The following is a 23346-nucleotide window of genomic DNA, read 5'->3' on the forward strand; positions in this document are numbered from 1 at the left end:
TCATGCTTCTTCGTCTTGAAACGCTACCTCGCGCGTCCGACGGAAGGACGGCAGCACCATCAGCACGAGCATCCCGACCGTTGCGATGAGCAGGACCAGACTGATCGGGCGCTCGTAGAAGACGCTCGGATCGCCATGGGAGATGGTCATCGCGCGACGGATGTTCGTTTCAAGGAGCGGACCGAGAACGAAACCGAGCAGCAGCGGCCCTGCTTCACATTTCGCCTTGCGGAACGCGTAACCCAACAGACCGAACCCTGCGGCGAGGACAACATCGAAGATGCGGTTGTTGATGCTGTAGACGCCAACGCAGCAAAACAGCAGGATAGCCGGATAGAGCAGGCGATAGGGAACCGTCAGCAGCTTCACCCACACACCGATCAGAGGCAGGTTGATCACGACCAGCATTAGATTGCCGATCCACATGCTGGCAACGAGACCCCAGAAAATCTCCGGCTGAGTCGCAAGAACGGTCGGCCCTGGCGTGATGCCGTGGATGATGAAGGCGCTCAGCATCATTGCCATCATGTTGTTGGACGGAATGCCGAGTGTCAGCAACGGTATAAACGAGGACTGTGCGCCGGCATTGTTGGCAGCCTCCGGACCTGCGACACCTTCGACGGCACCCTCGCCGAACTCGGACGGGTTCTTGGAGATCTTCTTCTCCACCGAGTAGGCGCAGAAGGACGCAAGGGTCGCCCCACCGCCGGGCAGGACACCAAGGAATGTACCGACGCCCGTCCCGCGCAGGACTGCAGGCCATGCCCGGCGGAAGTCCTCTCGCGTTGGCCACAGCCGGCTTAGCTTACTCACGAGCACGCCGCGCGCCTCATGATTTTCGAGGTTCTCGATAATCTCTGCAAAGCCAAAGAGACCAATGGCTATGACGACGAAATCGATACCGTCGAACAACTCCACCGCGCTGAATGTCAGGCGCTCCTCGCCTGAACTGGCATCAATGCCCACCATCCCGAGGAGCAGGCCGAGCAGGATCATGCCAATGGCTTTCAGAACCGGTCCGCGAGCAAGCACCGTTGCCGCGAGCAGGCCGAACAGCATGAGTGAGACGTATTCGGCCGGCCCGAACGACAGAGCAAAAGAGGAGAGCGTCGGACCGGCAATGGCGATGCCAAAAGTCGCGACCGTACCGGCAAAGAAGGAACCGAGAGCCGCGACAGCGAGCGCCGATCCCGCTCGTCCCTTCTGGGCCATTTTATAACCGTCAATCGCCGTCACCACCGAGGAGGCTTCTCCTGGCAGGTTGACCAGAATGGCCGTTGTCGAGCCACCGTACTGAGCGCCGTAATAGATGCCGGCCAACATGATAAGGCCGGCGAGCGGCGGCAGATAGAAGGTGATCGGCAAAAGTACAGCGATCGTGGCAGTGGGACCAATGCCGGGTAGCACGCCGATCAGGGTGCCGAGTAGTGCGCCCAAAAGGCAGAAGCCGAGATTTGTGGGCGTCAGCGCCTCGCTGAATCCCAGCATGAGGAGGTCGATAAAGTTCATAATTCCCTCCTCAGAATGGCCAGATGGGCATCTGAACGCCCAAGCCGACAATGAAGACCAATGCGCCAAAGGCCGTCAGTCCTGCGGTAAGCAGGATCACTTCGCGCAGTTTCGAGTCACGATCGGCAATGCTGCCGACGAGCAGCAACCACACGGCCGCTGCGACGAACCCGAAGAATTCAGCAATGAAGGCAAAGCCGACGACCGAAGAAAGAATGATGGCCACCGGCCAAAGCTTCGGTGTGGCGATCTCCTGGCGATCACGAAAGGCACCAATTCCGCCGACTGTCACGCCAACGATGATGAGAAGCCAACAGACGATCGTGGGAAGATAGCCTGGCCCCATGGCAGACGCCGTCCCAAGGGTCAGGTCGCGCCCGGCCCAAAGGCCGAGCGCGCCAAAACCCACGAAAAGCACGGCGGTCAGGAGGTCCGGACGATCGCCCGCCCCGCCAGCTTTGCGCGGCGCCGACATTACTGCTGTTCCTTTGCGAGCTTCCAGATGGCGCCCAGCCGCTCTGCCCGAACCGGCAATTCCTTGCCCCAGTCTTCAGAGGAGAGGTAGGAAAGGGCAAGCGATTGTTGTTTGGCTTTCGCCTGGAATTCCGGATTATCGAGCGCCTTTCGGATAGCGTCGGAGAACTTGACCCGGATATCTTCCGGCACGTCGCAGCTCATCGCAATGCCGCGCTCCGAACTCACCAAAACTTCAAAGCCCTGCTCCTTTGCCGTCGGCAGGTCGGGGGCGATCACAGCGCGTTCTTCTGCGAACTGGCCCAGATTCTTGAAGGCTGAATGATCGCTGCCAACGAATTCGCCGACGTTGATGCCAATCGTCATGACATGGCCGCCAAGGAGAGCCGTGCGCGCCTCGTTCGCACCGTTGAACGTCACCGCGGTCAGGTCGATGCCGGCCGACTTCTCGAGTTGCAGCATGGCGAGATGTTCGTCCGTGCCAAGACCCGTGGTACCAACGGTCACTGCGCCAGGATTGGCCTTGGCATAGGCCACCAGGTCCTTGAGCGAATTGAACTCGGAGTTGGCCTGGACGATGAACGAACCCGGATCCTCAACGATGCGAGCAACAGGGCAAATCTTCTTGGCGTCGAAACGGACCTTTCGGTCCATCTGCATGGTCAGATAGCCAGGCGTGTTCAGCGAGGACGCGGTATAGCCGTCTGGACGGGCTTGCGTCATCGCCGTGTAGGCGATTTCACCCGAAGCACCCGGCCGGTTCAGAACCGTGATTTTCGCGCCGAGTTCCTTCTCGACGTATGGCGCCAGGGTTCTGTTCATAACGTCCGTGCCCCCGCCCGGAGCGAAAGCGACGATGAACTCGATCGGCCGATCCGTCGGCCATTCGGCATGTGCAGTACCCGCGCCCAAGAAGAGGGTCGTCGCCAGCGCGGTGTTTCGGATCAAATGCTTCATGCTATCCTCCCAGTGATGTCTGTTATCGAGCGCGCCTCGCGCTTCGAGGTTTCATTCGGCCCGACACGGAATCGCTGTGACGAGCCGGGATCTTTGCTTTGGCCGGTGAGCTTCAACCTCCTCCGTGAAGTGCCGGCGAAATTCAGTCGCTCACGCGATCAAGGTTCAGGCGGCAGTTCGCAACCACCCTTCGTGAGCGCGTCGTTGAACCATGTCGGCTTATGAGTTCCGGCCTTGATGTTTTCCATCTGCTTGTTTTCGGCGGCGTGCTTGGCCGCGGTCCGATCGTAGACCTCAGCCACGTCATCGATCGGGATCACGACCACCCCATCCGCATCGCCAAGGACCAGATCGCCCGGCATGACCACCATGCCGCCGATGGCAATCGGACAATTGATTTCACCAGGTCCGTTCTTGTACGGCCCCCGGTGAGTGACCCCGGCGGCAAACGAGGGAACGTTCAATTCGAGAAACGCATCAGCGTCGCGAATGGCTCCGTTGAGAACGAAACCGGCCACCCCGCGACCCCGTGCATGGGCAAGCATCATCTCGCCCATTAAGGCATTCGTGACGTCGCCGCCCGCATCGATGACGATGACGTCGCCTTCGGCAGCCATGTCGATTGCCTTGTGCAACATGAGGTTGTCTCCCGGCGGTGCCTTAACCGTGATGGCGGGGCCGGCAAGTTTACCAGACCGGTGCATCGGCCGAAGCTGGGCGCCGGCGGCATGCATGCGGTGCATGCTGTCGCTGACATTGGCAACCGGCAGTTCCCGAAACTTCTCGACCCACGCTTGCTCGACGGCCCGGGGCCGACTGCGAACTCTGAATCCAATGGTCAAAATACTCTCCTGAAAGTGCGATTGATGATGTTGAATGAGCTCGATCGTCAGGCTGTGGCCGCCAAGGCCCGGAAGTTCACGATCCTCTCGCGACCGAGACCACGCTCCTCCAAAATTGCGAGCACTCCCTCGACCGCATCGATGCCGACACGGACATTCGCCTCCGTCGTGACACCACCAATGTGGGGGGTGACAACAACCTTCGGCTCGTGCCAGAACGGGTGGTCGGGTGCAGGTGGCTCGGTCTGGAAGGTGTCCAGTCCGGCGCCCGCAATATGATCGTTGGCTATGGCGCGCAGCAGCGCGTCTTCGTCGATGAGGCCGCCGCGAGCGGTGTTGATGACGTAGGAGCCCGGCTTCATCCGAGCAAGGCGCTTGTCGTCAAGGAGGTTTCGTGTCTCGGGCGTCAGCGGGCAGTGCAAGCTGATGATATCCGCGCCAGCGAGGATGTCCTCGACTGTGTTCCGCCGGGCGACGCCGGCCTGTTCGAACGTGGCATCATTCGTGAACGGGTCGTAGGCGCTGACGTGGATGCCAAAGGGTTTCGCGAGCGCTGCCGTATGACGTGCGATTGCGCCGAAGCCGATAAGTCCAAGGGTCATGCCCGAAAGCTCCTTGCCCGAAAAGCCCGGCTTTTCCCACTTTCCCGCTCGAAGCCCGGCGTCGAGCGGCAAGACGCGCTTCACGGTTGTGAGGAGAAGAGCAATCGCATGTTCGGCGACGGATCGAGCGTTCGCACCGGTTGCAACAACGACAGGGATTTCGCGGCGGGAGGCAGCATCGAGATCGATATTGTCGACGCCTACCCCATGTTTGGAAATCACTCGAAGCGAAGGGGCAGCGTCAATCGCCGAGGCACCGAAGCAGCCCATGCGAACAATGACACCAACCGGATCGGCGCCGGCCACGATGCCTACGAGAGCTTCTTCGCTCGTATAGGGCGGTACGTAGACCAGACTGTAACCGCGTTCTTCGGCGAGCTTCACTGCCCGCTCATTGATCGCCGGGCCGGTGACGAGAATGTTTTGGCTTGGCATGCGTACCTCGATTGGCAATGGCGAGGACGCAAGAGCACTAAGGTGCTTTTGCCAGATCCTCCCTCGTGCCCGAACTCCCGTGGGCACCTCCTACACAAGACGGTAGCATAAGCATTTCTTGATAAAAGCGAATAATTCTGTCAAAGATAAACAGAAAATCTTAATTCGATAGGTGCCCGTTGGACATTCGTCAGTTGAAGACCTTCATCGCGATTGCAGAACACGGCACGTTCGCGAAGGCGGCCGACGCGGTTGGTCTCACACCGTCTGCTGTGAGCCAACAAATTCAGGCGCTGGAATTGGAAGTGCGGGCAGAACTGTTCGATCGCTCGACGCGACCGATCACGCTGAACAGTCAGGGACTTCAAATGCTAGAGGCAGCACAAGGTCTCGTGCGTTCTGCCGATGATATCGTTGACGCTATTTCCGGGAAATCGGTCGGTGGCACGTTTACCATCGGCTCGGTGCGCTCAAGCGCCCTGTCTCTTTTGCCGAAGGCGATCATCGCACTCAAGAACGACTTCCCCGGCTTGAAGATCAAGCTCCACGTTGCCAACACCGATGAGCTGCTCAACGATGTCGTTACCGGACGCCTCGATTCAGCGATGGTGGCCGAATATTCCAGCGTCCCATCAACATTGCGGTGGAGCCCGTTCATCCAGGAACCCCTCTTTGTGATCGCTCCAAAGGGGACGCGTATCAGGTCTGCGGCGGAGATCCTTACGGAACTTCCCTATGTGAAATTCATCAGCCGGTTTCGCCTTGCCAACATTATCGAGACCGAAGTCGCGAGAAGCGGGATCGTCACGAATGTCATTGCCGAGATCGACACGATCACAGCGGTCGTCGCCTGCGTGGTCAATGGACTCGGAGTTTCAATCGCGCCCTGGAGCGCCTTAAAAGAAGCCGGCGGCGAGGTGGTTGCCGTGCCCTTTGGCGAGCCGCCAATCTATCGCCAGATCGGCCTTATAGAGCGCCGGGCCAGTCCTCGAGCAGCGGTCATCGACCGGCTTCACCAACACCTAGTCAGTTTCAGCGGGGAATTCGGGCTTACTCGATGACGGATGTTGCTCGATCAAACGCGGAGGCTGATTTATGGGCGAACGCGCGATTGCGTAGCTCCCCCCAGATTTAGCGCCAGGCGTCCTCCGCGCCGCGCGGCCAGAACCAGTTCGCGCGCGGCTTGACCGGTCAAAAGGGTCGCCGAAGGACAGCACAGCACCGGCCAGCAGGGGGATTGGGGATTGGGACCACCGCCGGCAAGCCGCTCCGCTGAATTGCGGAATGGCGACGATTTCCCGGCCTGGGCATCCGCTTCCGATCTCCGCGCATTGCAAACGGTTTGCGCGGATAGTCGCGCGGCGGTTCCGGTCGATCGATTATCCGATCTTCTGAAACGGTTTATACGATTCACAACCTCGCCAGCGACCGTTGAATGTCCACACTCTGGAAACAACCTGCCAAGCTTGAAGTTTAGATCTAACTAATATCTACTAGCGGGAATTGTACTATGCACGTCTCCAAGCTCTTGATCATGGGATGGCTTTGCTGAGGATGCTTCATGTTTTTGATCCGCACCGATCTCGATGAAGCCGTTCAAAAATGGCGCGACATCATATTCACATCCTTACCATCTGACCGACTTGGCGCGTACGTCGCTTTGCGCAAACACGATCTGACGATCGAACTTCACGACGTCGACGAGGAAAGCGATCTTCTCGTCTTTGCCTCCGATGGCGAAGCGTTGGCCGAACGATTTCGTTTGGCTTATCCCTATGTCGTGACATATGCAGGGAATCCCGGCTATCCGCTAGAATATCTAGTTTGGCTTTCATTTCACATGCAAGCAAACTTCGATCGGCTAGGTGTCCTCGAAGTGAGCGCGACTTATGAGGATCAAGGCGGCGAGATCGAAAACATGTCTGCCGTTGCGATGGGCTTCTCGCACCAGACCGACCTTGAAGAATTCATAGATCGGTTTGACGGTCAGGACCTGAGCCAGGATCCACACTTCGGCCACGAGGTGTATGTTGCCGAAGTCAGAGGCCCCTCTCCATCCCCTGGGAGTTCCGCGCAATTCCTCCATTTATCGAACGCGCACCTTGATTAAGCCTCCGCCCGTCGCGGAGGCTTAATCATATATAGGGGGCCGACATTGATTTGGGCGTACCGGCAACATGTTCGGGTCAAACCTACGGGCTGAAACCGGACATGATCAGTTGCGCAAAGCAGCTTTCGGCCGCCTACATGCCGATCTCCGCGCTGATGATCAACGAGACGATCTCTGAGGTCCTCCTCGACCAAGAGCCGCAAGATCGGAACATTCTCGCACGGCTTTACTTATGGTGGTCATCCGGTCGCCGCGGCCGTGGCTCTGGAGGCCCTGACTGTCTACCAGGAGGTCGACATTGTCTCCCACGTCCGTGCTGTCGGCCCGCGCTTTCAGGAGGGCATTCGAAAGCTTGGCGAACATCCGCTGATTGGTGAAGCCCGCGGTGTGGGTCTTGTCGCCGGCCTCGAATTCGTCAAGGACAAGGTAACGAAAGAGAACTTCCCACCCGCCTGACAGGTCGCTAACCATGCCGGCAAGTTCGCGACCGAGCGCGGCGTACTCACGCGTGGTCTCGGCGACATGGTGAGCCTGTGCCGGGCCATGATCATCTCGGAGAATGAGATCGACGATCTCATGGCACGCATGCAGCTTGCTCTCGACGACACGCTTTCGTGGGCGCGCAGCCGAGGCTACATCGCGTGATGCCGGAGATCGGCATGTCCACCCGTCCGCCACCTTCGGAGACGAGGCGGCTCGGGTGACAGGTTCGTCCAAGTCATTCGACACGCCAGAATTCATGAAGGGCAAGTTCAGGGTCCGCGCCGGGGCGGCGCAAGGCGGCACTTACGACAACTCAGTGCGAGAGGCGCTAGACGTGATCTATGCCCTCGAGCCCAGAAGCCGGCTCGAACCTTTGACGGTGCGGTTGCGTCGCAGAACAGGGGGGCTGAGGTTTTCGAGCAAGGGCTCTTGCGGCGGCCGCTCCGAACCAAGCGGTTCCCCACGAGCACGAGGGGAGCATTGCGCTCCCCTCCCCGATGTCGTCACATCAAGCCTGACCAGGCCGATTGATACTAAGGAAGTGTCGAACCACTGGCTTCTCCGGACCTTTGTGATAGGTCAGAACCTTGCCCTGCAAGTCTGCGTCGGCGTTGGAAACCCGCTTATGCTGGCGAAGGTGTTCCGCCCAGGATTCCACCATGAACCACTCAACCATCTTTTCCGGGTCGGCGGAGTCTTCGGTCACGCCCCAGCCATAGGCACCATCGCGGCGACGTTCCTGGGAGAGCGTGTCGAGCGCATGGAGGAAGGCGCGGCGGTGATGTTTTTCGACCTGGTACTCGATCAGGATCAGCACGGGACCACGGTCATGAGCGACAGGTTCCGCAACAAGCGGTTCCGGCCAATGGTTCGAAGGCACCAAATCCACATCGCCGGCTGGCAGCTTCAGTCGGTGCATGATGAAGCCGGCGGCAAGCAGTCCGGCAGCGCCGATCAGCAGGGTCCCCTGGATACCGGCTGCTTCGCCAACTGCACCCCAGCCAAGGCTGCCGGCGGTCATCGCCCCGTTGAAAACGGTGAGGTAGACCGCAAGACCGCGACCACGCACCCAGTTGGGGAGAACGGCCTGTGCTGCGCCATTGAGGGTTGTCAGCGCGGTGATCCATGCACCACCGAGGAACAGAAGGGCGATGATGGCAACCCACTTCGGGAGGGAAAGCGAAAGTACGGCCATGACGATCGCGGTGACAACGGCCGCCCCGAGCAACAGTCCATCGGCGCTCAGCCGGTCACGCAACTTTGGCATGACCAATGCTCCTGCGATCGCACCGGCACCGACAGCGCCGAGCAAGATGCCGTAGAAGCTTGCGTCCCCACCCAGGAGTTGGCGGGCGACCAGCGGCAAAAGTGCCCAGACCGCGCTCGCAAAGGCAAAAAAGATCGCGGCACGCAGCAGGACGACATGCAGTGGACGACTGGCGCGGGTGTAGCGGAGACCGGCACGGAATGCGCCAAAGAAGTTTTCAGACAACGCATCGTTGGCGCTTTTTGGCCGTGGCCACCAGAGAAGCGCGGCGATGACGATGATGTAGCTGGCCACATCTGCACCATAAGTGACGCCTGCGCCAAACGCGGCAAGCAAAAGTCCGCCTGCCGCGGGGCCGATCGATCGTGCGATATTGATCCCGAGTGAGTTCAGCGCCACGGCGCTTTTGACGTCTTCTCGCTTGACCAGTTCTGGAACGATCGCCTGCCAGGTCGGCCCCATCAGTGCCGCACCGATGCCGCCGAGGAAGGTGAGACCGATCAGTGCGCTGACGGAGAGCATTCCGGTCTGCGCCAGAACCATCAAACTGATACTGACGGACGCAAGCAAGATCTGAACAGCAATCAGGAACTTGCGCCGGTCGAGGATGTCGGTGAGCACACCGGCCGGGATGGCGAGCAGGAAAATAGGCAAGGTTCCCGCCGCCTGCACCATCGCGACTGCGGCAGGTGAAGCAGACAGGTCAGTCATGAGCCAGGAGCTGGCAACGTCACGCATGAAACTGCCGGTATTGCCCAGGACTGTGGCCGCCCAAAGGACCGCGAATACCGGTTGAGCCAAGGGAGCAAAGCTTCCGCCGACAGATTTTTTGTCGCTCATTTGCAATCTCCTTTTGTCAGATCGATTGCGGCGACAATGACGAATGCACCGGCGAGGCCGAGATGCTCGAAGAAGGCATTGCCGGCCATCATGCGATCCATGCCAGGTGTCATTTCCCAGAAGCGAAGGGCAATGAAGGTTGCAAGAAGTGTGAAGCCCGCGAGTGACAACGCGCCAGCCCAACGCAGGACGCCTGACACCACCATGGCCGAAGCCGTAAGCTCAAAGCCGATGACAGCGACCGCGAAGAACGCCGGCGGATGAAGACCGAAATGTGCCATCTCGGCGATCGCGCCATCAAAGTTGAAGATCTTGGCAAACGGCCCCTGAATGTAGGCGGCGCAAAGGGCAAGCAGCGCCGCGGTCCGCATGGCGGGAGCCGCAATGACTTCTGCAAAAAGCCCACGGATTGAAGAGGTCGGGTGATGGATCATTTTAGCTCCTGCAATCGTCGCCGTCTCTGAAACCGGCTATGTGGTTCGTCTGATAGAGCGATATTGACCTGGAAGTTCCCCACCAAAAATTGCATCAATATTTGCTATTTAATTGCATTTTTCGCAACAACAGAAGCTTGCGTTGCATGTGCTCCAGCCAGCCAAACACCAAATCGGGCAGCGACCGAGCTGCCCGTTTTGGTGTTCATGCATGGTTTGCGTGCCGTCACACCGCCCAGCAGGAGCATCCAAGCGCGCCGAAGAAACCCTTAAGGTCGGCGATCGGCAGTTTCGACGTCCAGGCGCCGGCATGATCGTGGCCATGGACGCCGCAATCGCTGGCGCAGCCGCACGACGTGATCGCGGTGCGCCGGAGCGAGCGCTTTCCGGCGCCCTCGGGCTCACCCCAGGCGGCATAACCGCCGAAGGTGCGGACCGGCGACCAGTCGGGCATTGCCGGCGGCACCTTGTTCTCGTCGTGAGAGGCAAATTCGCCGGCCGCATAGACGATCTTGCCGCCGACCATCGTGAGCTCTGACGTGAGGAAGGAAATCTCGTCCTCGGCGCAGTTGAAAAAATCCTTGTCCGGCACGATGAGGTCGGCGAACTGCCCTTTCTCAATCCGGCCTTTCTTGCCTTCCTCGTTTGAAAACCACTGCACCTTCTCGGTCCACATCCGAAGCGCCGTCTCGCGATCGAGGCAGTTGGCGCGCGGGTAGAGCTGCAGGCCGCCGACAGTCTTGCCGGTCACCATCCACGACAGCGAAACCCAGGGGTTGTAGGATGCGACGCGGGTCGCATCGGTACCGGCGGAGACGTTGACGCCCCTTGCCAGCATCTTGGCCACCGGCGGCGTCGCTTCAGCGACACCATGGCCGTAGCGCTCGACGAAGTACTCGCCCTGATAGGCCATGCGGTGCTGCACGGCGATGCCGCCGCCAAGGGCGGCGATCCGGTCGATCGAGCGGTCAGAGATCGTCTCCGCATGGTCGAAGAACCAGTTGATGCCCTCAAGCGGGATATCCCGGTTGACCTTCTCGAAGACGTCGAGCGCACGGGTGATCGTCTCGTCATAGGTGGCATGCAGTCGCCAGGGCCAGCGGTTCTCCGCAAGAATGCGCACGACCTCTTCGAGTTCGCCCTCCATCTCCGGCGGCATGTCCGGGCGCGGCTCGCGGAAGTCCTCGAAGTCGGCGGCGGAAAACACCAGCATCTCGCCGGCACCGTTGTGGCGGAAATAGTCGTTACCCTGCTTGTACTTGACCGACGACGTCCATTTCAGGAAGTCGTCCTTCTCCTGCTTCGGCTTCTGGGTGAAGAGGTTGTAGGCAAGGCGGACCGTCATCTGGCCCTCGTCCGAGAGCTTCTGGATGACGGCATAGTCATCCGGGTAGTTCTGGAAGCCGCCGCCGGCGTCGATGACGCTGATGACGCCGAGCCGGTTGAGCTCGCGCATGAAATGACGGGTCGAGTTGACCTGGTAATCGAAGGGCAGCTTCGGCCCCTTGGCGAGCGTCGAATAGAGGATGCCGGCATTGGGCTTGGCCAAGAGCAGCCCCGTCGGGTTGCCGCTGGCATCGCGAGTGATCTCGCCGCCCGGCGGGTTCGGCGTGTCCCTGGTGTAGCCGACGGCGCGTAGCGCCGCGGCATTGAGCAGCGCCCGGTCATAGAGATGCAGCAGGAACACCGGCGTATCGGGCGCGACCGCGTTGATCTCATCGATCGTCGGCAACCGCTTTTCGGCGAACTGATGCTCGGTGAAGCCGCCGACGACCCGCACCCATTGCGGCGCCGGCGTGATCGCCACCTGCCGCTTCAGCATGTCCATCGCATCGGCAAGCGAGCGCACGCCGTCCCAGCGCAGCTCCATGTTGAAGTTGAGGCCGCCACGCACGACGTGGGTATGATTGTCGTTCAGGCCCGGCAGGACGCGCTTGCCCTTGAGGTCGATGGTCTTTGTGCCTGAGCCTGCCAGCGCCATGATCGTCCTGTCGTCACCGACAGCGAGGATCAGGCCATCCTTGACGGCAACGGCAGTGGCAGTCGGATTGGCGCGGTCGAGCGTCGTCACGAGGCCGCTGTGAAGGATCAGGTCGGGCGTCATCGAAGTATCTCCGGTCTGTTGGGCGCCGGCGGTGCGGGCCGACGAGAAGAGAGCGGGCAGCGCCAGCGACGAGGCGGCACCGAGGAACGAGCGTCTTGTCGGCATGATCAGACACTCTCGCGATCGTTAACTTTGCGAGCCGCTGTCTGTCCGCCCGGGAGGTGGCCGAACATGTGCGGCTTGACCTGGTTGATCCACGAGATTGCCGCCGTCTCGTTGCTCCACAGGGTCTTGGCAAAGGGGACGATCTGTTCGCCGAGCAGAATCCCAAGAAGGCCGACAAGGGCAATGACCGGGGGCGCTGGCGAACGGACATTGAGGAGGCTGTAGACGATTCCGACCAGAAGTCCGGCGCCGAGTGACATGAGGTAAAGTTTCATGCGGGTGATCCTCACCTGTTGAGGCTGCCGCCCTTACCGGTTCGACCCGGTCAGAACGGCTGCCTACTGCATCACTTGACCGGGTTCGGGCCGATCCGCTTTCCGTGGGTGACGCGTTCGCCGGCCTTGTGGACCATGGTGTAGGCATAGTCGATGCCCATGCCATAGGCACCGGAGTGCTCCTTCACCAGCGAAGTGACGGCGTCGTAGGTTTCCTTGCGAGCCCAATCGCGCTGCCATTCGAGCAGTACCTGCTGCCAGGTGACCGGAATGACGCCAACCTGGACCATGCGGTCCATCGCATATTTGTGGGCGTCGGCCGAGGTGCCGCCCGACGCGTCGGCGACCATGTAGATTTCGTAGTCCGGCACATCGTGGAGGGCTGAAAGCGCGAAGGTGGTGTTGCAGACTTCGGTCCAGAGCCCCGAGACGATGATCTTCTTGCGACCGTTGGCGGCGTTCTTCGCCAGGGCATCACGGACGTTCTGGTCATCCCAGGAGTTCATCGAAGTGCGCTCGAGGATGTCGTTTTCCGGGAACACGGCGAGCAGTTCAGGATAGGTGTGGCCGGAGAAGGACTCGGTTTCGACAGTGGTGATCGTCGTCGGGATGTTGAAGATCTTGGCAGCCTTTCCGAGGCCGACGACGTTGTTCTTCAGAGCCTGGCGATCGATCGACTGCACGCCGAAAGCCATCTGCGGCTGCTGGTCGATAAAGATAAGCTGGCTGTTTTGCGGGGTCAGAACTTCGAGCTTGGACATCTGGAATCCTCCGTTTGGTGTCGCCGGCGTGCGACGGTCGAAATGAGAAGGGTTTCGGAGACGAGCCGGCTGGCGCGAGTAGCCGGCTCAAGGTTGTCGGTTGGTTAAGTCGTGCGTATCAGATTCGACGGGTTCTAAGCGGCAAGCGGAACCAGACCGGCCTCGATCTTGTTGCGGAAAGGCTCGTAACGGTTCGGAAGCTTCAACGCCTCGCCGAGATGGGCGGTGTCCTCGTCACGGTCGAAGCCGGGCTCGTTGGTTGCAATCTCGAACAAGATACCACCGGGTGTCCGGAAATAGATCGCCCAGAAATAGTCCCGGTCGATGACGGGGGTTACCTGGTAGCCGGTATCCATCAGGGCATTGCGCACTTCGAGTTGCTTTTCCCGATTTTCGACCGCAAAAGCGATATGGTGGACCGAACCCGCCCCCTGACGGGCGAACGGCGTCTTCGGCAAGGCCGCCAGTTCAATGGTGTCTGCACCGTTGCCACCAGGAAGGATCAATCGCGTGACGTCTCCTTCCACTCCGGCAACCTCATAGCCCATAAAGCGCAGCAATTCCTCGGTCGCAGCAGTGTCGTGCAGATTGAAACGGGCGCCGGTAAAGCCGCGAATGGCGTTGTCCTCCGAGATACCCTCACCAAGCCATGGCGCCCGCCCGTCGATAGCCGTTTCGACCAAAGCAAGGCCATCGCCATCGGGGCCTGTGAAGCGCAAGCGCTCTGCGCCGAAGACCGTTTCAGCCTGCATGCCACCGACACCTTGAGCAACCAGGCGCTCCTTCCAGAAACTAAGCGTTCCTTTCGGGATAGAGAACTGGGTTTCGCCGACTTCGCCGACACCGGGCCGTCCGGTCATTATATGGGGAAAGGGAAAGTAGGTCATGACCGTTCCGGGCGCGCCCAACTCATCACCGTAATAGAGGTGGTAGACACTGGGCTCGTCGAAGTTGACCGTCTTCTTCACCCGGCGCAGGCCGAGCGTGTTGGTGAAAAACCTGTTGTTCTTTTGCGCGTCCGACGCCATCGAAGTGACGTGATGCAGTCCCTTGATATCCTTGATCATGGCCAGTGCCCTTTCCGTTGACGTTGTCCGTCGATAGACAAGGTTATAGCCGGGTTGATTGGCGCAAAGAATTGCAATATTTATCTCGAATGAATTGCAAAAATTGAAACAATGCGATGAACGACTACAAAGCCCTGAAGACCTTCCTTATGGCGGCTGAGAAGCGCAACTTCGCGCAGGTTGCACGCGAGCTTGATATGACGCCGGCCGCAGTTACGCGGGCGATCGCCGCGCTCGAAGACGATCTCGGCGTGCAGCTGTTTGTGCGGACAACGCGCCAGGTTTCGCTGACGACGGACGGCGCCGTCTTTGCCGCGCAAATCCAGCCGTCCCTAGAGGCGCTGGAAAGCGCCAGACGCGACGTAAGAAACGCTCATAAGGCGGACCAGGGTCGCTTGCGAATAAGCGCTCCGACTTGGCTCGGTAAAACCGTTCTACCGTCGATCCTGTCCGGCTTCCGAGAACTCTATCCAAAAATGTCGTTTGAAATCTCGCTCTCGGACGGCTTGGTCAACATCGTCGATGATGACTACGATCTCGCGATCCGCATCTCATCCCAGCCGTCGGACAAGTTTACGATATGGCGCAAGATCCGGGCCGTGCCGAGAATTTTGGTGGCGGCGCCGGGCACCCGGTTCACCGAGATGGACCACCCGAGCGAGTTGACGCCGGACGACTGCCTTGCATACAGCGGCGAAAGCAGGCGGGAGACCTGGCACCTTTCTGATGGCGGATCGAGCACGACCATCACGGCCGGGAGGGCGTTCAGCGCCAACAGCGGCGAGGTGCTTGCCGACATGGCCGCCGATGGAGCGGGCGTTGCCATGCTTCCGGGATTTCATATCGCGGAGCGAGTCCGCAGCGGTCGCCTCGTCCATGTCCTTCAAGGCTGGTCGCCCCCGGAACTTTGGCTGACCCTATACTATCCGCCTTACCAAGCGCTGCCGCCCCGCATAGCGACCTTCTCGAAATTCTTCGAAGAACAGTTGCCGGCTCACATGATCATGCTTGATTGACGAGCGAAATGGATCCGGAGCTACAACCCGATGCGGCTGTTAGCGCCTGGCGTTCAGTCATTCTGACGCAGGGTTCCCGCGCGTCAGCACCGGCGCCTCGGCCCGTCGGCGCCGCCGCAATGGCTGAACCGCCCCGTCACGGCAAAGCCGCCACCCTCTCGGGTGACGGCTTTGGTCACTGGAGTTTTCAGAGCTACTTCGCAGCCTCTTCGATCACGTCTGCGACGGCTTGGGGCTGCGACACCATCACAACGTGGGATGCACCCTCGATTACGACAGTGTGCTTGGAGGCCGCCCGTTCGGCCATGAAGCCGAGTGCCTTCGCTGGGATGTTCTTGTCGCCGTCCCCATAGATGAAATAGGAGGGCAGCGTCTTCCAGGCGGGCGAACCTGACTTTTCCGTCAAGGCAGCTTCGGTGATCGGGCGCTGGCCGGCGGCCATCAGTGCCGCATCCTCGATTGAAACATCGTGGGCGAACTGGTCGTGAAACTTCGCCTGGTCGATGGAAAGATCGACGCCGCCACCTATCAGCTTTACCGGGGCGGCGAGCGCTTGGCCAAGCGTGCCCCCGGGGAACTTACCGGCGAGATCGGCAGCTGCTTCTCCAGCTTCCGGAGCGAAGGCTGCAACGTAGACCAGCGACTTGACGTTGTCCTTGCCGTTTGCTGCGGTCGAGATCACCTGGCCTCCGTAGGAATGCCCAACGAGGACGACGGATCCTTTGATGCTCGAGATGATGTCTGAAACATAGGCCGCATCGCCTGCGACACTGCGCAGTGGATTGGCAGCGGCAACGACCGTGAACCCGTTTTTCTGAAGGATCTTCGTCACACCATTCCAGCTCGACGCATCGGCGAAAGCGCCATGAACGAGAACGACTGTGGGCTTTGCGGGCTGGGCAACAGCCCCGCCGGACAGGAGAGCGGCGATTAAGGCAACGGTCGCAGCGAGTTTAAACATGACGATATCCTTTGTGGCTTCGGTCCAATACAGGCTACGAGCGAGTTTTTTATCGCGCCCGATTAGTTTGTGCACAATCTATATTGCCTAAAAAGAAACATGTCAACCGCGCTAATAGATCGCGCGCGACTAATTTTTTTGCGCAACGACGCCGGAGCGTTATTTTGCGTCGCAGATCGCCACTGGGAGGGTCCAGCCGCGCATTCTCATCCTTCAGCTGCTTCAGCTTTTCCAATCTCCGGCGGCAATATACCTGCGTATTTTTCTTCCAGCTGTAATGGGTCGCCTGACTGCCTCCGGCACGCGATGGAGCATCTGCCGCGGTAGGTTCAGTTTTTTATACGAATACGAATGAGGCGCGGATCATGGCGCCTATCGAAATCACGACAAGGCTCATCCGGACTGATCCAACCGCGCCCACTTCTCGTAATCCAGGCTGACCAAAAACAACGGGAGCGAACGAACGAGCCATGTTCCGAACCGCAATAGCGATCGCAGCTGTGTGCGCAGCCGTACCGTCAGAGGCCGCTGCGGAGCAATACAGAGCAAACGAGATCAAGGGAGAGATCGTCGGCAGGCGCATCTTCCTTGAAGCTCCATTGGGTGGGGAATTCCCGCTAAACTATCGAAGAAGTGGCAGTGTCGACGGTGACGGCGAAGCTTTGGGCCTCGGTACCGGTTCGTCAAACCCAAAGACACCGGCACTTGGTGGATACAGTCTGACCGTCTCTGCCAGCAGTTTCGCACCTGGTACGACGGTCGCCCGATGTGTTTCGAGCTCTACCGGGTCGAAGAGAAAAAGCTGAAGTGGATCCGGAACGACGGAAAGACCGGTATCGCCCGAATAGGTCCCGAGCTGTGATGTGGCAGCGAAAGGAGGCCGCGAATTGAAGCTTATGCCGCGCAATCGATTTGACGGAGGAAATGCATGCGCATCTTCAGCGTTTTTCTTACGGTCCTCGCCATGAACCTTGCATTGGTTGCGCCAGCGGCCGCCGGGTCCTTTTCGCTTGAAAGCTTCTTTACAGGCAGGTCGAGCGCCGAGGGAAGCTTTCAAAGCATCACCGGGGTTAAAAGGACATTCGAAGTCCAGTTGGTCGGAAAATGGGACGGCCGCACCCTGACGCTCAGGGAAGATTTCAGGTTCGATGACGGCAGTCGAGATCGCAAGACGTGGCGGTTCATAAAGGATGGACCCGGCAGATACAGGGGTACGCGCGAGGACGTGATTGGAGAGACGCAGGTGCGGATTAAAGATAATGTCGCGCGCTTCAGCTATCTGGTCTTCCTCGACTCAAAAAACCGCAAGAACAAAGTTCGCTTTCACGACACCATGACATTGAACAATGACGGTCGTGTCCTCAATACCGCCTATGTGACGAAATTCGGATTGCCGGTTGCCTGGACGCGTGTCGAATTCAGGAGACAGTGACTGATGTGGAAAGTGTCTAGCAGACGAGCATCCAGGTCACACCCTTCGACACTCATCCTCTATGCGCTTCCAGCGTTCCCATTGGCGGCGCTTGCGCTGCCGCTTTTCGTCATCGTTCCGACGTTTTACTCCGAAGTCATGGGACTACCGGTCGCGGCCGTCGGCGGTGCACTTTTTGCCATTCGTCTTCTTGATGCAGCGAGTGATCCGATATTCGGCTGGCTTGCCGACCGGTGGAATGGCGTTGGCGGTCGCCGGCGTGGCTTTTTTCTTGCGTCAATTCCGCTAACCGCGGTCGCCGCGTTCATGCTTTTTTGGCCGCCTCAAACAATCGGGCTCGGTTATCTGCTTATATGGGGTGGCCTTTTGTCACTTGGCTTTACCTGGTCCTCTCTGCCCTACACCGCCTGGGGGGCAGAACTTTCAACCGACTATGCCGAGCGAACACGCGTTGCAGCTTTCCGCGAAGGCGCGACGCTTATCGGGACTTTATCGGCCATCAGCCTCCCCTTCGCTGTTGGGACGGCTGGGGCAAATAACGCCGATGGGCTAAAGGCGGTAGCCGTTCTTGTCGCGGTCTTGCTTCCGCTCACAGGGCTTATGGCTTTCGTTTTCGTCCCCGAACCCGTCAATCGGTCGACGCGGGAGTTTGGCCTGATGCAAAGCCTGGTTTTCATGTCGAAGAACCGGCCGTTCCTGCGTCTCATCGCCGCTTTTCTTTTGAATGGATTTGCAAACGCAATCCCAGCTACTTTGTTTCTTTACTTTGTCTCAGGGCGGCTGGGAGCTGCGGAATGGCGCGGCCCGTTTCTCCTACTCTATTTCGCATGCGCAGTTCTTGGCGTACCGCTCGCAGTAAAGGCCGCAAGGCGCTGGAGCAAGCACAAGGCCTGGAGCGGCGCTATGCTGGTGACGTGCTCGATCTTTGCGGTATCAGGATTTCTCGGCGACGGAGACCTGGTCGCCTTTGGTGCCATATGCGTATGCACCGGTCTTCTGCTCGCCTTCGACCTTGTTTTGCCTCCATCCATGCAGGCAGACGTAATCGACAACGACACAGCAGTCTCAGGCTCTCAGCGTTCCGGCATGTATTTCGCGGCGTGGGCACTTGCCACGAAGCTCTCTCTGGCGACAGCAGTCGGGGTGACGTTTCCCATGCTCAGTCTGATTGGCTTCGACCCGGCTCAAGATCGTTCGTCGCCCGACGCTCTCAAGGGTCTTTCGTTGCTTTACGCCTGGGCACCAATCGTCCCGAAGCTCGCAGCAATCGGGCTCATGTGGGGCTTTCCGATCGATCGTGTGGCCCAACGAGAGCTTATTGGCCGGACTTGACGGTATTGCGCTCGTCTACGGCTGCCAGGTTGATGACACGTTTTCCCCATCGCCCACTGAGGTAGGTTTCCATGACTATCGGTCGCGATTTAATCAACAATCACGCCTTCCACGAGACGGATCGTCGAAAGGTGGCGTGGGTTACCGGCGCAAGCTCCGGCATCGGGAAATCGCTTGCACTCCGTTTGGCACTTGACGGCTGGACCGTCGCCGTAAGCGCGCGCAACTCGGTGGAGCTCGATACTCTCGCACGATCGGTGGAGAACAAGATCCATTCTTTTCCCCTCGATGTGACCGACCGCGAAGCGGCAGAAAACACCGTACGCGACATTGAAATGCGCCTGGGTCCGATTTCCCTTGCGGTCTTCGGCGCAGGAACGTACCGGCGCGATAGCCTGTCGACCTTCGACGCCGCGGCGATCGGAGAGATGGTCGGGCTCAACATCATGGGAACCGTGAACTGTTTGCAGGCGATCATGCCAGCGATGACGACGCGCCGGTCGGGACGGATTGCCGTCATGGCATCTGTGGCAGGCTACACCGGTCTTCCTGGTGCCGCGGGCTACGGCGCGACCAAAGCCGCCTTGATCAACATGTGCGAAGCCCTTTATCCCGAACTTGAACGGCAAGGCGTTCAGATGACAATTATCAATCCAGGATTTGTCGATACGCCCTTGACGCGTCAGAATGACTTTCCAATGCCTTTCCTGATCTCTTCGGAAAGTGCGGCGGAATACATCATGCGCGGGCTTGAGCGGGGGAAGTTCGAGATCGCATTCCCGTGGAGGATGAAAGTGGTCTTGAAGCTATTGAAGGCGCTTCCTCCAGGCCTGAGGTTCGCCTTGACGCGCCGCATGTTGCGTGAGGAGCAGACCTGACCTCCGTCACGTTGGTTCGAGCCGGAACTGGTAGACATCGATGGTCCCGTTGCGAAAGCCGGCGGCGCAGTAGTGAAGGTAGTAGCGCCACAAGCGCTTGAACCGTTCGTCGAATGCAGCGGATTCAATCTTGTGCCAACTTTTGAGGAAAGCACCTTCCCACAAGAGCAGGGTTTTCTCGTAGTCACGGCCGAAAGAAAATGCATCCCGCACCCGTAGGCCGGAAGTGACAGCCTCCTGCCTGAAGACTGCCGCAGAAGGCAGCATGCCACCGGGAAACACATAGGTTTGAATGAAATCGGCGTTTTGCCGATACCGCTCATACCGCCTCTCGTCGATCGTGATGACCTGGATCAGCGCTTGTCCGTCAGGAGCGAGGTTCGTGCGCAGCTTCTCAAAGTAAACCGGCCAATTCTCCTCTCCCACGGCTTCGAACATCTCTATTGAGACGATCTTGGTGAAACGTCCTTCACAATCCCTATAGTCCTGCAGCCGCACCTCGGCCAACGGAGACAATCCCTTGTTTGCCAGCCGAGCTCTCGCAAAGTCGGCCTGCTCCTTCGACAAAGTCAGCCCGGTAATGCGACACCCCGTGCGCGAGGCCGCGTACTCCATAAACCCGCCCCAGCCGCAACCGATCTCAAGAACATGATCTTGCGGACCGATTCGAAGCTCACTTAGGATCCTGTCGTACTTGGCTTGTTGGGCTTCACCGAGTGACTGCCCTTGCCGCTCAAAGATGGCGGCAGAGTACGTCATCGTCTCATCGAGCCATGCGCGGTAGAAATCGTTCCCGAGGTCGTAATGGAACGCGATATTTCGGCGGCTGCCGGCACGGGAGTTTCGTCTGAACAGATGCCGGAGGTAAGCGAAGCGGCCTATTAGCGGGCGAGAGGCGAGCGCTGGCTTGAGAGTCTCTTCGTTGGCAAGCGCCAAATCCATAAGCGTTCCCAGGTCTGGCGTCTCCCAATCGCCATCAAGATAGGATCGAGCAAACCCGAGGCTGCCGCTTGTGAGCATACGCCAGACCGCTCTTGAGTTCGTAAAGGCGATCGCTGCAGTCGGACCGGGGACGTCGCCTTTGACCAAATGCACTGCCCCACAGGGGAACTCCGCGCGCAACTGCCCGCGTTTGATACGGGCAAGCCAACCGCATACTATTCTCTGCCACAGCGGGCGGCCCGACGATATTGAAAATGCCGCACCCTGATCAAGCTCGCTCATGCCAAGGTGTCTTTCTGTTCGAAACGGGAGACAATCGTTGTGGCGACCCGCAGGTCCGCCGGTCGATGACGATGCACGGGCATGCCCTTTAGCCAGATCTTGAGCGCCTCCCAATGGATCGCACCCATTACTTTTACTGTCATCATGGGGTGTTTCAGGAAGGTTAGAAAAAGCCTCTTATCCGAGATCTCTTCCCTTTCTCCGGAAAATACAGCCGTGAGAAGTCGCCCGTCACAATCGTTTTCGGTTATGCCGACGAACACGGTTTCCCCCGGCGGCCTGAGGTTGAACTCATAGCGGCAATCCATGGGTACAAACGGAGAAACGTAAAGTTCTTTGACGCACGACTGCCGGATCGCTCCGCCCTCGTCGTCGCTCACCGGAATGACATAGGTATGGCGTTCGTGGAATGTGTTGCAGACCTCATAGAGAACGGCCCGGACTTGGCCATCGCTTGCCTCACAGTAAAAGACCGTCAAAGGGTTGAAAACATAGCCGAGTATGCGGGGATAACATAGCACACGGATACGCAGCTGCTTCACGTCCACCCCGGCCTCAGACAGCTGCCGTTCGACCCAACTGCGTAGCGCGCCTACTTCACCATCCCCGTGATCGCTGTCGCGAAAACTGAACAGAGCAAAGCGATTATGGCCGAACAGGCGCAACTTGCTGTCCAGCGAAGCCAACTCGTCCAGATCGAGGAGCAGCGAAAAGACCCTGTAGGAAAGCCTATGCCGGCGGGGTCTAAACCGAACGTGGCACACCTGGCCGCTGTAAAGAGCCGACCTCGACATCATTGAGCCGCCGCGTAACCGATCTCGCAGGGGAGCCTGCCAGAATCGTCGCGGACCGTCCATGGACGCCGCTCGCCGGAGATGGCCTCGGCAACAGCAAGCCCGGACTGCAGTCCGTCTTCGTGAAATCCGCTGCCGAAGTAGGCCCCGCAAAACCAGACACCGCCGCGTCCTTGGAGATCCCAAAGCTCCTTTTGAGACGCCAACGCTCGCTGATCAAACAGAGGATGGTCATAATCGAATGTTGCGATTATCCGCTCACTGGCTATCTTTTGATGCGGGTTCAGCGTCACAAAAAGCGGCGTCGCCGGATCGATCCCTTGCAATCGGTTCATCCAGTAGGTCACACAAAGCTGGCGCTCACCACAATCATCCGACGCGCCAATGTAGTTCCAGCTCGACCACACGTTTCGCCGCCTGGGCATCAATGAGGTATCTGAGTGCAGAACCGCCTTATTGCTTGTGTAGCTGATCGCGGACAACAGCTCTCTTTCACGTGCGTCAGGCTCGGCAAGCATCGCCAGCGCTAGATCGGCGTGAGTCGCGATGACCACATCCGTGAAAGTGTCACGATTGCCATCACGATCTGTTATGACCACCGTCCCCACCTCGCGGCGGATTTCCCGGACTGCCCTGCTTGTCCGAAGCTCGCCGCAATAGTCCGACATCAGCCTGCTGACATATTCTCGGCTTCCGCCGGTTACGGTTCGCCAACGAGGTCTGTCCGTCAATGCAAGCAAACCATGACTGTCGCAGAATCGAATGAAGGCATGCAGCGGATAATCACGCATGCGTTTGGTCGTTGTGGACCAGATCGCAGCGCCCATGGGAAGGAGATGATCGGTAACAAATGCATTGCTGTATCCATTCTCGTCGAGATACTCCCCCAGCGTCTTGCTAGCGAGATTTAGCCGATTAAGGGCTTTGGGAGCTTCTCGATAGAAGCGCAAAATGTCTGACAATATTCTCCAGAAGCGCGGACGAAGTGCGTTCAACGGTTGACCAAACAAGCCTGTCAATCCAGAGCCCGAGTATTCGAATGCCCCGCCATCCAACGAAGCGGAAAACGACATATTGGAAGCTTGGGTCGGGACGTCAAGGTGGTCAAACAGCGCTACAAGGTTGGGATAGTTGCGATCGTTGTACACGATGAACCCGGTATCGACCGGAACCGGTCCAACAGCCGTCGGCGCGAAGACGGTGTTGGCATGACCGCCAGGTTTGTCGCCGGCTTCGTAAAGAACGACCTCTAAGCTTTTACCGAGTAGCCAAGCCGCGGACATTCCCGAGATACCGGCGCCAATCACAGCGACACGCCGTTGCCCGAATTCACCCCTCATACCCCGATCAAACCGCATGTTATCCCCTCAATTTGACGAACAATTACGAACGCACTACGAAAAAATCTCCCGATCGGATTGATCACCTTGCAAAATTTTGGACA

The 23346-nt window shown here is 58.9% G+C and carries 22 protein-coding genes; 7 read left to right on the forward strand and 15 right to left on the reverse strand.

The genetic code is table 11. The features are described from left to right. From OVA00_RS38900 to OVA00_RS38920, 5 genes are all read right to left on the reverse strand, one after another. Nucleotides 1-1509, reverse strand: coding sequence for a tripartite tricarboxylate transporter permease (locus tag OVA00_RS38900; protein ID WP_268091043.1), 1509 nt, complete (start codon nt 1507-1509; stop codon nt 1-3). A 10-nt stretch (nt 1510-1519) separates the two neighbouring features. After that, nucleotides 1520-1984 carry a tripartite tricarboxylate transporter TctB family protein gene (locus OVA00_RS38905; RefSeq protein ID WP_060581550.1) on the reverse strand — a complete coding sequence of 155 codons (465 nt, stop codon included), beginning with the start codon at nt 1982-1984 and terminating at the stop codon, nt 1520-1522. Further along, complete coding sequence (locus tag OVA00_RS38910; RefSeq protein ID WP_268091044.1) at nt 1984-2940, reverse strand: tripartite tricarboxylate transporter substrate binding protein; 957 nt, start codon at nt 2938-2940, stop codon at nt 1984-1986. Before OVA00_RS38910 ends, OVA00_RS38905 begins: the two co-directional genes overlap by 1 nt. Before the next feature lie 158 nt (nt 2941-3098). Beyond that, the gene (locus OVA00_RS38915) at nt 3099-3782 is read right to left on the reverse strand and encodes an RraA family protein (RefSeq protein WP_060520252.1); all 684 of its coding nucleotides are present in this window, start codon (nt 3780-3782) and stop codon (nt 3099-3101) included. A gap of 47 nt (nt 3783-3829) precedes the next feature. Next, the gene (locus OVA00_RS38920; RefSeq protein WP_268091045.1) at nt 3830-4819 is read right to left on the reverse strand and encodes a hydroxyacid dehydrogenase; all 990 of its coding nucleotides are present in this window, start codon (nt 4817-4819) and stop codon (nt 3830-3832) included. Nucleotides 4820-5013: 194 nt separating this feature from the next. Here OVA00_RS38920 and OVA00_RS38925 point away from each other — a divergent pair, with 194 nt between their 5' ends. The 3 genes from OVA00_RS38925 to OVA00_RS38935 all read left to right on the forward strand — a co-directional run bounded on the left by OVA00_RS38925 (nt 5014) and on the right by OVA00_RS38935 (nt 7385). Then, on the forward strand, nt 5014-5880 hold the full coding sequence (locus tag OVA00_RS38925) for a LysR substrate-binding domain-containing protein (protein ID WP_268091046.1): 867 nt from the start codon (nt 5014-5016) through the stop codon (nt 5878-5880). Between the two features lie 500 nt (nt 5881-6380). Then, nucleotides 6381-6929, forward strand: a complete 549-nt coding sequence (locus tag OVA00_RS38930; protein ID WP_268091047.1) for a hypothetical protein — start codon at nt 6381-6383, stop codon at nt 6927-6929. A gap of 258 nt (nt 6930-7187) precedes the next feature. Next, the gene (locus OVA00_RS38935) at nt 7188-7385 is read left to right on the forward strand and encodes a hypothetical protein (protein WP_268091048.1); all 198 of its coding nucleotides are present in this window, start codon (nt 7188-7190) and stop codon (nt 7383-7385) included. Nucleotides 7386-7920: 535 nt separating this feature from the next. Here OVA00_RS38935 and OVA00_RS38940 read toward each other — a convergent pair. The 6 genes from OVA00_RS38940 to OVA00_RS38965 all read right to left on the reverse strand — a co-directional run bounded on the left by OVA00_RS38940 (nt 7921) and on the right by OVA00_RS38965 (nt 14265). Next, a complete protein-coding gene (locus OVA00_RS38940; RefSeq protein ID WP_268091049.1) occupies nt 7921-9519 on the reverse strand; it encodes an MFS transporter in 1599 nt (532 codons plus the stop codon). Then, nucleotides 9516-9953, reverse strand: coding sequence for a DoxX family protein (locus OVA00_RS38945; RefSeq protein ID WP_268091050.1), 438 nt, complete (start codon nt 9951-9953; stop codon nt 9516-9518). The genes OVA00_RS38940 and OVA00_RS38945 overlap by 4 nt, the downstream gene beginning before the upstream one ends. A gap of 226 nt (nt 9954-10179) precedes the next feature. After that, nucleotides 10180-12162: an amidohydrolase gene (locus OVA00_RS38950; protein ID WP_268091051.1), complete on the reverse strand. Its 1983-nt coding sequence runs from the start codon at nt 12160-12162 to the stop codon at nt 10180-10182. A 2-nt stretch (nt 12163-12164) separates the two neighbouring features. Continuing rightward, nucleotides 12165-12437 (reverse strand): XapX domain-containing protein, encoded by a 273-nt coding sequence (locus tag OVA00_RS38955; RefSeq protein WP_060520944.1) that lies wholly within the window; start codon nt 12435-12437, stop codon nt 12165-12167. Nucleotides 12438-12508: 71 nt separating this feature from the next. After that, nucleotides 12509-13198, reverse strand: a complete 690-nt coding sequence (locus tag OVA00_RS38960) for a hydrolase (protein WP_034802234.1) — start codon at nt 13196-13198, stop codon at nt 12509-12511. Nucleotides 13199-13332: 134 nt separating this feature from the next. After that, nucleotides 13333-14265 carry a VOC family protein gene (locus OVA00_RS38965; protein ID WP_268091052.1) on the reverse strand — a complete coding sequence of 311 codons (933 nt, stop codon included), beginning with the start codon at nt 14263-14265 and terminating at the stop codon, nt 13333-13335. A gap of 116 nt (nt 14266-14381) precedes the next feature. On the opposite strand from OVA00_RS38965, the gene OVA00_RS38970 reads away from it, so the two are divergent. Further along, complete coding sequence (locus OVA00_RS38970; RefSeq protein ID WP_034802228.1) at nt 14382-15281, forward strand: LysR family transcriptional regulator; 900 nt, start codon at nt 14382-14384, stop codon at nt 15279-15281. 193 nt (nt 15282-15474) lie between these two features. Here the strand turns inward: OVA00_RS38970 and OVA00_RS38975 are convergent, their stop codons facing one another. After that, complete coding sequence (locus OVA00_RS38975; protein ID WP_034802225.1) at nt 15475-16242, reverse strand: alpha/beta fold hydrolase; 768 nt, start codon at nt 16240-16242, stop codon at nt 15475-15477. Between the two features lie 928 nt (nt 16243-17170). Here OVA00_RS38975 and OVA00_RS38980 point away from each other — a divergent pair. From OVA00_RS38980 to OVA00_RS38990, 3 genes are all read left to right on the forward strand, one after another. Beyond that, nucleotides 17171-17674 carry a DUF3833 family protein gene (locus OVA00_RS38980; protein WP_034802220.1) on the forward strand — a complete coding sequence of 168 codons (504 nt, stop codon included), beginning with the start codon at nt 17171-17173 and terminating at the stop codon, nt 17672-17674. 3 nt (nt 17675-17677) lie between these two features. Further along, entirely contained in the window at nt 17678-19006 is a 1329-nt protein-coding gene (locus OVA00_RS38985; RefSeq protein WP_192445831.1) for an MFS transporter, read from the forward strand. A gap of 71 nt (nt 19007-19077) precedes the next feature. Beyond that, a complete protein-coding gene (locus OVA00_RS38990; RefSeq protein WP_268091054.1) occupies nt 19078-19884 on the forward strand; it encodes an SDR family NAD(P)-dependent oxidoreductase in 807 nt (268 codons plus the stop codon). A 6-nt stretch (nt 19885-19890) separates the two neighbouring features. Here OVA00_RS38990 and OVA00_RS38995 read toward each other — a convergent pair whose 3' ends face one another. The 3 genes from OVA00_RS38995 to OVA00_RS39005 are packed head-to-tail and all read right to left on the reverse strand — an operon-like array spanning nt 19891 to nt 23260. Continuing rightward, entirely contained in the window at nt 19891-21108 is a 1218-nt protein-coding gene (locus OVA00_RS38995) for an SAM-dependent methyltransferase (RefSeq protein ID WP_268091055.1), read from the reverse strand. Next, entirely contained in the window at nt 21105-21965 is an 861-nt protein-coding gene (locus tag OVA00_RS39000) for a DUF1365 domain-containing protein (protein ID WP_326494167.1), read from the reverse strand. The genes OVA00_RS38995 and OVA00_RS39000 overlap by 4 nt, the downstream gene beginning before the upstream one ends. After that, on the reverse strand, nt 21902-23260 hold the full coding sequence (locus OVA00_RS39005; protein WP_113080180.1) for an NAD(P)/FAD-dependent oxidoreductase: 1359 nt from the start codon (nt 23258-23260) through the stop codon (nt 21902-21904). Before OVA00_RS39005 ends, OVA00_RS39000 begins: the two co-directional genes overlap by 64 nt. Nucleotides 23261-23346 lie beyond the last annotated feature (86 nt).

It is taken from the genome of Ensifer sp. SL37, from assembly GCF_026672675.1.
GTDB lineage: Bacteria > Pseudomonadota > Alphaproteobacteria > Rhizobiales > Rhizobiaceae > Ensifer > Ensifer adhaerens.

Bases quoted from the DNA above. Each gene is read 5' to 3' on its own strand.
- OVA00_RS38960 (WP_034802234.1), bottom strand. From the start codon at position 13,198: ATGTCCAAGCTCGAAGTTCTGACCCCGCAAAACAGCCAGCTTATCTTT.
- OVA00_RS38965 (WP_268091052.1), bottom strand. From the start codon at position 14,265: ATGATCAAGGATATCAAGGGACTGCATCACGTCACTTCGATGGCGTCG.
- OVA00_RS38950 (WP_268091051.1), bottom strand. From the start codon at position 12,162: ATGCCGACAAGACGCTCGTTCCTCGGTGCCGCCTCGTCGCTGGCGCTG.
- OVA00_RS38975 (WP_034802225.1), bottom strand. From the start codon at position 16,242: ATGTTTAAACTCGCTGCGACCGTTGCCTTAATCGCCGCTCTCCTGTCC.
- OVA00_RS38995 (WP_268091055.1), bottom strand. From the start codon at position 21,108: ATGAGCGAGCTTGATCAGGGTGCGGCATTTTCAATATCGTCGGGCCGC.
- OVA00_RS38955 (WP_060520944.1), bottom strand. From the start codon at position 12,437: ATGAAACTTTACCTCATGTCACTCGGCGCCGGACTTCTGGTCGGAATC.
- OVA00_RS39000 (WP_326494167.1), bottom strand. From the start codon at position 21,965: ATGGACGGTCCGCGACGATTCTGGCAGGCTCCCCTGCGAGATCGGTTA.
- OVA00_RS38940 (WP_268091049.1), bottom strand. From the start codon at position 9,519: ATGAGCGACAAAAAATCTGTCGGCGGAAGCTTTGCTCCCTTGGCTCAA.
- OVA00_RS38970 (WP_034802228.1), top strand. From the start codon at position 14,382: ATGAACGACTACAAAGCCCTGAAGACCTTCCTTATGGCGGCTGAGAAG.
- OVA00_RS39005 (WP_113080180.1), bottom strand. From the start codon at position 23,260: ATGCGGTTTGATCGGGGTATGAGGGGTGAATTCGGGCAACGGCGTGTC.
- OVA00_RS38930 (WP_268091047.1), top strand. From the start codon at position 6,381: ATGTTTTTGATCCGCACCGATCTCGATGAAGCCGTTCAAAAATGGCGC.
- OVA00_RS38910 (WP_268091044.1), bottom strand. From the start codon at position 2,940: ATGAAGCATTTGATCCGAAACACCGCGCTGGCGACGACCCTCTTCTTG.
- OVA00_RS38920 (WP_268091045.1), bottom strand. From the start codon at position 4,819: ATGCCAAGCCAAAACATTCTCGTCACCGGCCCGGCGATCAATGAGCGG.
- OVA00_RS38900 (WP_268091043.1), bottom strand. From the start codon at position 1,509: ATGAACTTTATCGACCTCCTCATGCTGGGATTCAGCGAGGCGCTGACG.
- OVA00_RS38985 (WP_192445831.1), top strand. From the start codon at position 17,678: ATGTGGAAAGTGTCTAGCAGACGAGCATCCAGGTCACACCCTTCGACA.
- OVA00_RS38980 (WP_034802220.1), top strand. From the start codon at position 17,171: ATGCGCATCTTCAGCGTTTTTCTTACGGTCCTCGCCATGAACCTTGCA.
- OVA00_RS38990 (WP_268091054.1), top strand. From the start codon at position 19,078: ATGACTATCGGTCGCGATTTAATCAACAATCACGCCTTCCACGAGACG.
- OVA00_RS38905 (WP_060581550.1), bottom strand. From the start codon at position 1,984: ATGTCGGCGCCGCGCAAAGCTGGCGGGGCGGGCGATCGTCCGGACCTC.
- OVA00_RS38945 (WP_268091050.1), bottom strand. From the start codon at position 9,953: ATGATCCATCACCCGACCTCTTCAATCCGTGGGCTTTTTGCAGAAGTC.